The organism is Bacteroides sp. D55t1_190419_B8 (genome assembly GCF_015558905.1).
Taxonomy (GTDB): Bacteria; Bacteroidota; Bacteroidia; order Bacteroidales; family Bacteroidaceae; genus Bacteroides; species Bacteroides vicugnae.
The window spans coordinates 1-13,225 of sequence record NZ_JADMOU010000031.1; the positions used below are offsets into that span (position 1 = coordinate 1).

Annotated in this window: 15 protein-coding genes; all 15 read left to right on the plus strand. The window is 37.4% G+C overall.

All coding sequences use genetic code 11. From position 1 onward, the window contains the following. Positions 1–199 precede the first annotated feature (199 nt). The 15 genes from I2I13_RS20150 (at position 200) to I2I13_RS20220 (ending at position 13,211) form a co-directional block, all read left to right on the plus strand. Positions 200–1,792, plus strand: coding sequence for a hypothetical protein (locus tag I2I13_RS20150; protein WP_229128680.1), 1,593 nt, complete (start codon positions 200–202; stop codon positions 1,790–1,792). Between the two features lie 37 nt (positions 1,793–1,829). Next, entirely contained in the window at positions 1,830–2,318 is a 489-nt protein-coding gene (locus I2I13_RS20155; RefSeq protein WP_229128681.1) for a hypothetical protein, read from the plus strand. 44 nt (positions 2,319–2,362) lie between these two features. Beyond that, on the plus strand, positions 2,363–3,175 hold the full coding sequence (locus I2I13_RS20160; RefSeq protein ID WP_195650334.1) for a hypothetical protein: 813 nt from the start codon (positions 2,363–2,365) through the stop codon (positions 3,173–3,175). A gap of 100 nt (positions 3,176–3,275) precedes the next feature. Then, entirely contained in the window at positions 3,276–3,428 is a 153-nt protein-coding gene (locus tag I2I13_RS20165) for a hypothetical protein (protein WP_195650365.1), read from the plus strand. A 34-nt stretch (positions 3,429–3,462) separates the two neighbouring features. Further along, positions 3,463–4,506: a hypothetical protein gene (locus tag I2I13_RS20170; RefSeq protein WP_195650335.1), complete on the plus strand. Its 1,044-nt coding sequence runs from the start codon at positions 3,463–3,465 to the stop codon at positions 4,504–4,506. Between the two features lie 29 nt (positions 4,507–4,535). Then, the gene (locus I2I13_RS20175) at positions 4,536–4,958 is read left to right on the plus strand and encodes a hypothetical protein (RefSeq protein ID WP_143259645.1); all 423 of its coding nucleotides are present in this window, start codon (positions 4,536–4,538) and stop codon (positions 4,956–4,958) included. A gap of 77 nt (positions 4,959–5,035) precedes the next feature. Further along, a complete protein-coding gene (locus I2I13_RS20180; protein WP_229128682.1) occupies positions 5,036–5,992 on the plus strand; it encodes a hypothetical protein in 957 nt (318 codons plus the stop codon). Positions 5,993–6,107: 115 nt separating this feature from the next. Then, positions 6,108–7,271, plus strand: a complete 1,164-nt coding sequence (locus I2I13_RS20185; protein ID WP_195650336.1) for a hypothetical protein — start codon at positions 6,108–6,110, stop codon at positions 7,269–7,271. A gap of 88 nt (positions 7,272–7,359) precedes the next feature. Beyond that, positions 7,360–8,157 carry a hypothetical protein gene (locus I2I13_RS20190; protein WP_195650337.1) on the plus strand — a complete coding sequence of 266 codons (798 nt, stop codon included), beginning with the start codon at positions 7,360–7,362 and terminating at the stop codon, positions 8,155–8,157. Between the two features lie 150 nt (positions 8,158–8,307). Then, positions 8,308–9,228 (plus strand): hypothetical protein, encoded by a 921-nt coding sequence (locus I2I13_RS20195; RefSeq protein ID WP_195650338.1) that lies wholly within the window; start codon positions 8,308–8,310, stop codon positions 9,226–9,228. An 87-nt stretch (positions 9,229–9,315) separates the two neighbouring features. After that, positions 9,316–10,065, plus strand: coding sequence for a hypothetical protein (locus tag I2I13_RS20200; protein WP_195650339.1), 750 nt, complete (start codon positions 9,316–9,318; stop codon positions 10,063–10,065). 439 nt (positions 10,066–10,504) lie between these two features. Beyond that, on the plus strand, positions 10,505–11,338 hold the full coding sequence (locus tag I2I13_RS20205) for a hypothetical protein (RefSeq protein ID WP_229128683.1): 834 nt from the start codon (positions 10,505–10,507) through the stop codon (positions 11,336–11,338). A 9-nt stretch (positions 11,339–11,347) separates the two neighbouring features. After that, positions 11,348–11,557: a hypothetical protein gene (locus tag I2I13_RS20210; protein WP_195650341.1), complete on the plus strand. Its 210-nt coding sequence runs from the start codon at positions 11,348–11,350 to the stop codon at positions 11,555–11,557. Between the two features lie 144 nt (positions 11,558–11,701). Continuing rightward, complete coding sequence (locus I2I13_RS20215) at positions 11,702–12,241, plus strand: flavodoxin family protein (protein WP_143259652.1); 540 nt, start codon at positions 11,702–11,704, stop codon at positions 12,239–12,241. A gap of 148 nt (positions 12,242–12,389) precedes the next feature. After that, a complete protein-coding gene (locus tag I2I13_RS20220) occupies positions 12,390–13,211 on the plus strand; it encodes an MBL fold metallo-hydrolase (RefSeq protein ID WP_195650342.1) in 822 nt (273 codons plus the stop codon). Positions 13,212–13,225 lie beyond the last annotated feature (14 nt).

Below are 13,225 nucleotides of genomic sequence, written 5' to 3' on the forward strand. Positions count from 1 at the left end.
CGACGACACCGTATTGACCGACTGTTTTCTTTGTGATAGTAACACAGCGGAGGTAAAATATATCAAATAACCTGATATCTTTATGATAGCGTTAGATTATTATCAAGGATACAATAATTGGAGATGGAAATTTTAATTAAGTGCAAACATTATCAGGGAGATGAATATTAATACGGAATTTTAATTTGACATATCAGTTATGAGACTAAAGACAGTTATAATCACGGGAGTAACAAGTCTTTTCGGCTTGGTTGGTTGCACAAAGGCACAGGTAGGGAAACCGGTTTTCAACTTAGACAATCCGGACTACGGCCTAAACGTAGCCGCTATGATGTCTTCCCTCTTAGATACCACACAGCAGAAGATTGAAGCGCGGTACAAAGTAGATACCCTTAAATTTTACAACACGGAAACGGATGAACTGTTTCCGCCTTTGGTGGCTTACAGAAACAAGGGAGGCAGTAAAAGAACGGAAGCCACTTTCCGGGGATTTGACTTTACAGACCTCGGCATGGTAACAACAGAACAAGGCGAATTAGTGCAGGTAAAAGGCAAGAGGGAAACAGACGAAGAAGGTTTCGCCAAGTTGGTGAAAGCAGCCACAAAGAAATATGGAAAACCACATTTTGAGGAGGGAACCGATTTTGAAGGACGACCCGGGAAACTGTACCGCTGGGAAACAAAGAAAGAATATATCCAGTTATATGCCAAAAGTAACAGCAGTAAAGACACACTTGTCATTGCGGCGGCAGGCAATGAAAACGGGCTTGTCAACATGGAAAACGACAAGCCGCGTCTGGACGTAACACTATGGCGATGGAAAAAAGAATATCACGATTGGCTCGTCTTCGAACTGGACTATTGCGTGCTTGGAGAGGAAGCGCCAAAACTATCCAGCTTGTCTAATATTCAAAGTGCAGAGATGTATACACCGGAATGGGTGAAACCGTTCCTTATTACTGCACATAATCTGGATGCTTTGGAAAACTCGGGTGATGTATGGGGTAAAATCGAAGCCAGTTTCTATTATCGTATTCCGAACGGTAAAGTAATCGATGAAACCGGTATAACAGATTCTGTAGAAATCAACCGGGAGGCTTGCCTTCCTTGCTGGGACTTTGAAGAGTTTAAGAGCAATTTCAAAGACGGACTTAGCACCACAGCATATATGGCTCGCCAAATGGAAAAAGGCATGAAGTTTACGGAACTGATGGAAGACAAAGAGCTGTGCCCCAATATTACGTATTATGGTGAAGCGAGATGGAGGGAAAAAGTGACAAAATCCGTTATTGTGACGTTTCATTCGAATGGGAATATAGAATGGGAGGAGAGATACCTGACGGAAGATGAAGAACAGCTCCCCCTTGTTGCCGGTGAAACGAGATTGCGGAGAACAAAAAGACTATCCGGTATTGTGGAGTTTGAACGGAATGAAAAAGGAGATATGACACTGAGAAGTCCTGATGCAGATGAATATGACATATGCGATATGTGCCTTATTATTGATGACAATGTACAAGAACGACTGCATGGAAGGTGGTATATTATGGAGGATAAAATAGCATACATGATAGAAATACAAGAAGAATTGCGGAAAAGCGGTTTGGATTTGGAGCATACAACAGCACGTCTGGTGAGAATGCCGGCAATTCCTTTCGCTTTTTTCACTGACGGGAAAAAGGATATGTTTATGAATATCGACAAACAAGGCTCCAGTATCTATACTCCTAATGGCCGTGAATGGAAAGCAGGCAAAGTTTACCGGCTTTATGATTATCTGATAAGTTGGTGATTAATCATGGAATCGCATTATATGAAGTGAGGGATTAATGTCAAATGAAAAGATAAGCAAAGCAGTTTTTGTATTTGTGTTATCCCTGTTTGTTTGCGTGCAAATGGGATGTACACATCATCGTTGTGTTCCATTCAACCGGAAAGGTTGGGACGAATGGGGCGGTCATTATTATTCCAGAAAGTTTATGATTGACGATTTGATAAATAACCGTTTGAAGACAGGGATGACCTACCGGGAAATACTGGACCTATTGGGAGAATCCTATTTTGTGAATGAAGAGGATTCAATGCCCGGCATCCGTTACGAAATAGACGTTGAGTATCAATTCCTCGACATCGACTTCTACAAAGGAAAAGACCTATTCATAAAATTTGATAAAGACTCCTTAGTGGTCAGCTATAAACTTATTGATAGTAAAAGAGTGTATTGGGATTATTATGGCGATGGATCGTATAGTATAAACGGAATAGATAATATATTTACTTCAGCACCTAATAATTACAAATATGTTTATTCTGAATAATATCATTTAATTAACCGATATGTATAACTGTAAAAATTGATAAAATGAATAGAAATTATTTCGCATTAATAACTTTCGTGTTATTATTAAGTTGTTCTGGAGCAGCAAACAGAAAATCCACTTTAACACCCACAAACGATACTATTGTTACAAACATAGCGTCTGATACACTGAATAGTATGAATAATGTCTCAATAGATAAGAAAACCGCTCTTGATAGTGTTAAGATGTTACTTCCGGGAGGAAGATATACGATAGGTAAAGAATCCCAAATTATAAATAACAGTTGGAAAGAATTTTATCGTGATACTATTACTGGGAATTATTGTATAGATAGAGCAAAATATACAGTAAGCACTTATACAGACGAATGCCTTGGGATGGAGTGTGAATACATTAAAAGCGGTAGAAACAGTCTGTTCTTTATTAATATGCCTACTTTAAAGAATGGTATTGTAGATAGTATCCCTATAGGAACGGGATATATTGCACCTAAAACGCCTATGGTTATAAACTTTAATTCTTCTAAGTATACTATCAGTGTTTTTGCAGAACTTTCGGATGAAAATAAAGAAGAATACGAACCTAATAAAGAGTATTCATATTGGTGTAATTATAAAATGACTCTCTGTAAAGACAATTCACAAGAAGTGGAGTTATTTAATATCGATAAGTTTTATGATTCAGTACTGCGTCTTTTATTTGCCGGTGACATAGATGGAGATGGGAAACTGGATTTAATATTTGACTCACATATAAACTACGAAGAAGAATCAATCACATTGTTTTTATCATCTTTAGCCGGTAATGGTATAATTACTCGTGTCGCAAAGGCTTCTATTTCCTATGATTGTTAATAAACGTCTATAGGAAAGTCCTGCGTGGAGTAACTCCCAGACCTATCTGCTCTACCCGATACAGAGATTATTTTGACAAAACCTTTAAATGGGAGATACAATGAATGATTTTCATTTTAACGATTATTTCCCGGAAGAAGGAGATGAAATATCCGGTTTCATAAAAGGTCTGTTCATGAGAAAAAAACAAGAATATAAACGATTAACGATGCGGGATTTGCAAGAGGGAATTATTAAAGAAAAAATCTATTGATTTGCCGACGCTATCCTGCCCTAAAATTAAGTATATGAAAATAAAATTATTGCTTTTGGTCGCCGTTTTGTATGCTTGTGGAACTAAAACTGTTTCGGAAGAGGAAACTTATGACCGCATAACCGTGACGACTTATGAAAACAAGTACGATGAAAAGAATCGTTTGTCAGAGGTGCAATGGACCAGAACATCTCGTATGTATGAAAAAGATGCTGAAACAATGGAGGTGACTGAAAATAAGAGTACGGATTATTATACGTATACGGACAATGAAAAATTTACCGTAGAAAGAAAATCGAAGACATCGGGCAATATTGAGATGATGAGATACGCTCCCCAAAGTGAGGAATCGTTAACATTGAATGCCCAAGGGGATACCGTTGATTATTCGTTGCAGAAATATTACGACAAACGCAAGCGCAAACCGGTATACGTCAGAAACATAAACAATGACTACGTATTGCTTGAAGACAACGACTATGAGGAAAAGAATGAATACGACGGAGGTGGTAATCTGAGAAAAAGTGTGCAATGCTATTTTGACACGGGGAAAAAGAGAACCACTTACTTCTTTCGGGGACTATCTTATGAAGAAGCCCAAAAAAGGATTCCCCGTACAGACAGGGACTATGACATCGTGTGCAATATAGAGAAAATATCAGGAGACACTCTTATCAGAGAAAGTATAAAGAATGGTATTGTCAGTCATATCAAAAAGACGATTGTCGAAAAAAACGGAAAGAAGGAATTTAGATTCGATGCTGACATGAAGCTCACAGGCAGTTTCACGGAACTTAAGTCGGATGGTTTTGATATTCACGTTGATTGTATCGGGAGCGATTTCATTGATAGCACTTATTATAAGAATGGGAAAGAGGTAAGATGTGTTTATCTTTCGGATACATCCAAAGGTATTGTACTTTTTAAATATGACAAACAGGGAAATATTGTAGAAAGGGTGGAAAAGACAAAGTATTTTGATACACGCAATGGAGAGGATTTAATCAATGAAATGCTGCAGGTAGTGAAAGAGAATGAGAAGAAGAAAGAAAATAGAAAGCGATTGAAAATAAAATAGGTTATGGGAAGTAAATATTTAATCGGGATATGAAGGGATTTGACAAGTTCTTAGACAGAATGACCATTATTGTTACGATAATCTTCACGATATTCGTGATTATCAAAATCGGAAACTTGTGGATCGGGCTCCATAGCCTCATCATCTCACCCATGACTGGGCTTTTTGTGCTTGCCACCTATGAGAACTGTGCCGCCGGATACAGGAGATCGATGGAACAATACAGGAAGGTGCTGGAATCCGACAGGAAGATGCTGGAACGAGCGAGAAGACAGAAATTGAAAAAATCATATCATGATTTTAAAAAAAGAGTTGAGAAAATCCGTTCAAAAGAGTTAAGAGAAATCCGTTGGAAATATATATATTGTGTCATCATGGTAATAATGTGGAATATAACCGAATTCATAATAATGGCACTCCTTATGGACGAACCTCGGTATTCTTTTTTTTGAGGCATTCCGGGAATTTTAATAGAAAATATGGATTTGCCATTTAAATAAAATTATAATATGACAAGGAAACAGATGAAATGAAGGAACAGAAAAAAAAGAGTAACAAGCAATGGCGTCGTGAAATTATAGAAGCTGTCAAGCGTAGAGAAGCCGAAAGGAAAAGAGAAAAGTGGCATGTAAGGATATGTTGGATATCAATATTTGCAGTAGCTTCGATCACGGGTTGGGTTCCGGTTTTGATGGTAATACTAAATAAGGGTAATAATACAGTAACCTTCACCAATATTTCACTCGGCTTAATTACGATTACGGGTGGCGCTTGTCTTTCCGGAATGATTGTGTTATATATTATTTGGAAATTGTTTCTCAATATATCATTAAAGAATGACGGTAGTTTAAAAGACATACCTTTGCCGGAATATTTAATACCTTCTGTTGGAGAACATTCATTCAAGAGGATTGATGATAAACAGATTATTATCGTCAATGATGGTATTTATGAAAGAGTTCTTTGTTTTCTTGTGCCTTTTATCCTATTCATATATTTGGTGGGTTATGGTAAAATTACTCCTCAGAATGTTGTGCCAGAAGGCTACTCAAGAGCCTTACTTCTTCTTCAACTGGATGTTGCTATGTTATTAGGTATGATAGGTATTTGCCTCAAACCATGGCGTAAAGTAGTTTTTGACCGTACTACTAAAACGATAACTATTCCTGCCCGATTTCGCTTTCAGAGGAAAGAGACTATTCCTTATGAACAAGCGGTGGTTACCATGTCTTTTAATTCAGAAGCGAAGTCATTTAGTGGTAAGGGTGAAGAGCAGATTGTAATAGCCAATCCGTCCCGTTTTTTGGGTGGAATCACTTTAAATATATATGGGGGTATGGATGCTGCATTACGCTTTGCCCGCTTCATACAAGTATACATGGAGGAAGAGGAATTACCGGACATGCCGGAATTTGAGAAATACAGGAATAAGGAGGAGCAGGAACACGCTGAAATTGAGAAAGAAGTCCCTATATGGAAGAGATAAATGTACCTTTAGATGCAAGAAGGATTCTTTATCACGAAGCAAAGACTGTATTAGAACAAGTATTTATATCTCCAGACAGTAAAGATGTGTGGAATTTTTAAAAATAGAAACAGTTATGGAAATGGAAACAGATAGAAATCGCCCCTCTACAATCAGAATTATAGCCGGAATCATGGCATTGCTATGTGGATTTCCGGTATTTGGGGTTTGTTGTTATGGAATGTGGCATTTTATAAATTGGCGTTATGAGGAGCTATGGTTTTTTGAGTATATATGGGGTAAGCTATTGATACTTTTTGTATCCGGAATGATATTTTTGATGTCGATAGGACTGATTTTGGTAGGTGTATTAATTGCAACAAAAATATGGATGGGGAAAAGCAGAATGATGGAGCATATTATACATCCCTTTCCAATTGTATTAACGACTGAGCTTGCCGATAGCATGAATGTAGAAAGAGCTGATGATGAATTTCTTATTTTCAATCCGAGTTCCTTAATCCGGAGTACTTTGATAGTCATCGGGGGTATTCTTTCATGCGTAGGAATAATCGTCATTTGTATAGAAATGAATGATCCGTTTAGTAAACTTTACTGGCCTCCCATGAGTGGAGGAATAGTAGCTTCTTTTTTTATGCTTTTAAATGGATTACTTACTCCTTCCCACCGTTTTGTACTAGACAGAATGAAGGGTACTGTAACTTTTCCCCACCATTTGTTTTTTTCCCGTTATACCATTCCTTTTTCAAAAGTAATTCCGGGGTATTCTAACGGCAACTTAGGTTTTGCCCATCCGTACAGTGGAATTGTCATTCCTGTCCTTGGGGCGTATGATTCCGGGTGGTGGTCATTTTATGTCCTCTATATGGATAAGAATCGTCCGTTACCTCAAGGGGATGCTTTCCATCCTTACAGGGAGAAAGACTTTCTGCGCCGAAAGGCAGAAGGATTCCCTAAACCAATATATCCCAGTACATCGCTTGTAACTGACGCTTATATGGGTTATATATATGGTACGGATGAATTTAAGCAGAGATTATCCAAGATGAAACTCGGAATAATACATTGTTATACAAGAGTTTCATGGTTTTGTCAGAAGAAAGAGATAAAATATGGCAACCCTAACGATTTGGTCTTAATCGGCATCTGGAAAAAACAATTTGTATTTAAGTTGTTCGCTCCTGAAAATGTGGAATATATCATACTTCACGACGACACCGTATTGACCGACTGTTTTCTTTGCGATGGCAACACAGCGGAGATAAAATATATCAAATAACCTGATATCTTTATAATAGCGTTAGATTATTATCAAGGATATAATAATTGGAGATGGGAATTTCAATTATTTATACAAACAGAAAAAGATGAAGTCTATAATAATATTGTTCGGCATTGGTTGTATATTCATGCTGTCTTCGTGCAACAGTTGTGCTTCTACCAATGATAAGTTATTGAATGGAATTGATAACCTGATAGGTAAAGTCGACCGGTTTTTAGAAGAAAACAAAGCCGTTGCTAAACCCCAACCGCCTATTGATTACGAGAAGGAAGGGGTAAACACCAAGCACTTGTTTATTTTTACGGATACCACCATGACCTACAATGGCAAATCGTTTATGCCGGGAATGACAATCGGTGAGCTGTGCGAGATATTTGGACAATACGAACGCCTTGCAGAGCCCGGAATTTATATTTGGGACTCTATAGGGCTTCGGATGACTTCATTGGATAAAAGTGGAAAAAACAGTGCTCCTATTAACGGGATACTTATCAATTGGAATATAGATTTGCGTGGAGTTATCAGTGAAGACAATATAAAATGGCTAAGAAACCGTGGTCCTCGTCACTATTTCACAGGTAAAATCATTGTAGGTGGTGCTGTTTTGGGTAGAGGGATGCATATTGATGAGTTCTTAAAAAAAACGAGTTTGGAGTTCGATAATGATCCGTTCCCGCTACTTTATTTTTGTCATCTTGATAAGTGGGACTATACGAAAGCTCCTATTCACCGCAAAGAAGAATACTATACTTATGAGATTGGAAAATCGGATGATGGTACTGATATTAAACATTTTTATATTGGAACCAACTCTCGTGTCATTGGCTCTCCCGTTCCTCCCTATGATGGTCCTGAATATGAAAAGTATGTGAATGTAGAATGATACAGCAAGAGATATGGGAATACAGAACTATAAATCAAAGTGATATGAAACCAGAAACAGCATACAAGTTGGTAAAGATGGTAAATTATATACATCTCCTAAAGCAAAAAAAGAAGAATTGGAAATTTATGAAATAAAGAAAGAAATACAATGAAAAGCCATAAACAATATAAAAATGAAAATCAACGTTGGACTGAGGAGATTCAAGCGTTAAATGAAGCAGTACAACGTGATACGAAGAAATGGAAAATTATTGGATGCTTCTTTGCCTTGTTTGCAAGTCTATCATTTTGTGGCTCATTTTTTGCGGCTTGCTTTATCTGTGAGATAGCAACAATAACTAACTTGACTTTATCAGTATGTATTGCAATATTGGGATTTTGTTTTTGGTTAGTTCTGATATTTTACAAAGTAACTCCTAAAGTTTTCCCAAAAATTCCTCTCACAAATAATGATAAACTTTGGAGGTATAGTTATTTTGATTTCCGAGACAAATGGGTGTATAAATACATTGATGTATTTATACAGTTCGACGAAAAGAGAATCGTAATAGATGCCACCGATTCTACAAGGAGAGGAGCACCAATATTTTTCCTTCTTATCGTGATTATATTGCCTTTATTAGGCATATATCCTTTTCAAGGAGGAAATAATAGTTTTGCTGAAAACTACACGATTATTTTGATTAATTGCGTTTTAATATTGTCGGGAATATTTAAATTCTTATCCCCCCGAAGAACAATTGTCTTTGACCGGGAAAAGAAGACAATCACTATTCCTCGCCGTTGGCTAATCCATAAAGAAGAAACGATACCATTTCAAAAAGCGGTGATTTCCTTTGGGCAGGATGCTCTCCGAGGAATTGATGGCGTAGTCATAGCCAATTACCAGCATCTTGTTGGTGAAGTTTCTTTGCAGTTTGCCGGCCGCACAAACGGGTATTGTTTTGCTCGTTTGATTCAAGCTTATATGACTGAAGACGATTTATCAAATCATCCTGAATTTGAAACTTTCAAGCAGATACAAAAGGAAATAAGAATAAACAAACTACGGAAAGAGACTGAAAAGTAATGAGAGAACAAACATTTCAAATTATAAAATCATGTCTACAGAATAGAATAAGTAGATTTATTTTTCATAATAACATGCCTAAAAGTGATGCTTGGATTGATAACTATTAATGGTGGATTTTTCTTGTGTGTATACATTGGGTTAAAAGCTGTTTGGAACATGTACCCCAAAATACCTCTGAAAAATGACGGAAAATTAAAATTGATAGCTTTGCCGGATCATTGGAAATCCTCAACTGGTGAAAAATATGAATTTAACCGGATTGATGACAAACAGATTGTCATTGATAATGATTACGTATTGGCGAGGATTTTTCTATTTTTGCTCCTTTTTATTATCTTTTTAGCCCTGGTCTATTTTGCAGATGCCACTCCTTCAAAACTTTCGACCGAAGGTTTTGTAAATGCGTTATTATTCCTTGAAGCTGATGTAGCTATGTTATGGATGGCAATCTGTCAAATTCTTAACCCTTGGCGGCGGATCGTTTTTGATCGCGTTTCCAAAACTATAACTATACCTGCCCGATTTATATTTCAGAAAAAGGAGACAATACCTTATGACCAGGCAGTGATCACACTTTTTGGCAATTATCATGCGAAGACTCTCAGCGGCAAGGGTGAAGAGGAAATAGTAATCGCCAATCCACGCCGTTCACTGGGCGGAATCCCCTTGGGCATTGCTGGCGGTATAGATGCTGCTAAGCGCTTTGCCCGCTTCATACAAGTATACATGGAGGAAGAGGAATTGCCGGACATGCCGGAATTTGAGAAATACAGGAATAAGAAGGAGCAGGAACATGTTGAAATTGAGAAAGAAATCCCTATATGGAAGAGATGAATGTACCTTTAGATTCAAGAAGGCTTCTTTATAACGAAGCAAAGACTAAATTAGAACAAGTATTTATATCTCCGGATAGTAAAAGCGTTTGGAATTTCTAATTATAATAATGAATATGGAAATAGATAGAAACCGCCTGTCCACAATGAGGATAATTGCAGGAATAATTATGATTATAAGCGGCATAGCAATAGGAGCATTAGGATTTTATAGCATGGCGTATCTTAAGGAGTTATCCTATGGCAAATTATGGATCTTCAATTTTTTATGGGGCAAGTTATTGTTACTTCTTGCATCCGGAATGACATTCATCCTAATAATAGGATTAATAGTTATTTGCACATTGATAGCACTAGCCATTCTTCAAGGTAAGCAGCGTCTAATGGAGCATATCATATACCCATTTCCCACTGTATTAACCAACGAAATTGTCCGAGATATGAAAATAGAAAGGGTAGATGATGAATTTTTGATTTTCGACTTGGGATTTCTAATAAGGAAAACTTTAATAATTGTTGGAGGAGTTCCGGCCTTTGCCCTTGCATGGGCTATTTATGCAGACATGGATAACCTTTACGGTGATACATATTTCTCCCCTATACCCGGAATGACAATTGTAATGTTCGTCATGTTTCTATATGGGTTATTTCCTCCTTCTCGACGTTTTGTATTGGATAGGATGAACGGAACTATCACTTTCCCCCGACATTTGTTTTTCCACCGTTGTACCACTCCTTTTTCAAAAGTAGTGCCGGGTTATTCTGTAGGCATGTTGGGATTCGCACATCCCTATACTGGAATCGTTTTATCTGTCCTAGGACAATATGATTCCGGCTGGTGGTCGTTTTATGTTCTCTACATGGATAAAAATCGTCCGTTACCTCAAGGGGACACTTTCGATCCTTACAGGGAGAAAGACTTTTTACGCCGGAAGGCAGAAGGATTCCCTAAACCGATATATCCTAATACCATACTTGTTACAGATGCTTATATGGGTTATATATATGGTACGGATGAGTTTAAGCAGAGATTATCTAAAATAAAACACAGAATAGTATATTATTATGACAGAGTGTCATGGTATTGTCAGAAGCATGAAATAGAAATACCGAATGATAACGATTTGGTCTTAATCGGCATCTGGAAAAAACAATTTGTATTTAAGTTGTTCGCTCCTGAAAATGTGGAATATATCATACTTCCCGACGACACCGTATTGACCGACTGTTTTCTTTGTGATAGTAACACAGCGGAGGTAAAATATATCAAATAACCTGATAGCATGAAAGTACAGAAACCTATGACTAATTTGAAAGCACTGTCTTTAATGATATTGCTTATAGCATTTGTGGGGCATAGCAATACCCAAGTGGAAACAAAAATAGGTATGAAACAGCAAATAGCAAAAATGGAAGAACTGATAAAACAAGAGTTCCAAATGGTAAAGACTTATCCCGAAAAGCCGGCTTACTATGTACAAGAGATTGGGTAAAATTACCAGTAAAACATGGAATCTGTAATTTAGGTATCTTTCTCTGTAATTTGTCTACATTCGATCTGCTTTTATTTCTCTACTTTTGCAAAGTGAATCGTTGATAGAAAGAATTCTGAAAATAAAAAGTAATAAAGTAAAGTTATGGCTAAAAAGGTTTTGATAATTTCATCCAGTCCACGTAAAGGTGGTAATTCTGATTTATTATGTGATGAATTTATGAAAGGTGCTCTCGAAGCAGGTAATGAAGTGGAGAAGATTTTCCTGAAAGACAAAACAGTTCATCCTTGTACGGGATGCAGTGTTTGCAGTATGTACGGCAAACCTTGTCCGCAGAAGGATGATGCAGCGGAAATTGTAGAGAAGATGATTGCTGCAGATGTGATTGTGATGGCAACTCCGGTCTATTTTTATACCATGTGCGGACAGATGAAGATTATGATCGACCGCTGCTGTGCACGCTATACGGAAATAACCAATAAGGAATTTTATTTCATTATTGCGGCTGCGGAAAATAATAAAGCAATGATGGAACGTACCATTGATGGTTTCCGTGGCTTCCTCGATTGCCTGGAAGGACCGCAGGAAAAGGGAACGGTTTATGGAATTGGTGCATGGAAGGTAGGGGAAATTAAGGATACTCCCTATATGCAGGAAGCTTACAAGATGGGAAAAATGGTATAACCTTTTGAAGGATAAAAATAAGGATTCAATCAGAAAGATTGAAAAGTCAAGAATTTTAATTGATTAGATTGCTTGTTCTGCCACAGAATTATTATAATTTTGTGGCAGAACTTTTTATTTTACATTATTTGTTTGATAACTAAATGTCATGAGCTATAAAATAACGACTCTTGTGGAGAATTGTGTCTATGGACGTAAATTGCAGGCCGAGCATGGTCTTTCTCTCTATATTGAGATCCAAGGGAATAGAATTCTTTTCGATACGGGAGCATCTGACTTGTTTATCCGTAATGCCCGTCTGTTGCACATTGATTTACAAAAAGTTGATTATTTAATATTATCCCACGGTCACAGTGACCATACGGGGGGACTGCGTTATTTTCTGGAATTGAATACACAGGCAACCGTTGTCTGTAAACGTGAAATCTTTTCTCCTAAATTCAAGGATGAACGCGAGAATGGAATGAAGCATACGCAAAATCTTGATCTTTCCCGTTTCCGCTTTATCACAGAGCAGACCGAACTGCTTCCCGGAGTCTTTCTTTTTCCATCTATTGATATTATCAATCAGGAGGATACCCATTTTGAACGCTTCTGGGTTCAGAAAGAAGATGGTTGCAAAATACCGGATACCTTTCAGGATGAATTGGCAATGGTGTTAGTGGAACCGGAAGGAGTTTCTGTGTTGAGCGCCTGTTCTCACCGGGGGATCACCAATATCTTGCGTACTGTTCGGGCTGCATTTCCTGAATCTCCCTGCAAGTTACTTCTCGGAGGTTTTCACATTCATAATGCGGAAAAACAAAAATATCAGATCATTGCAGATTATTTGCAGGAATACCTTCCCCGGCAAATTGGCGTTTGTCATTGTACGGGAGTGGATAAATACGCCTTCTTTTTCAAAGATTTTGGTGACAAAGCATTCTATAATTACACGGGAAAACTAATTCAAACTGATTTTTCAGAATAAATATATAATAAATT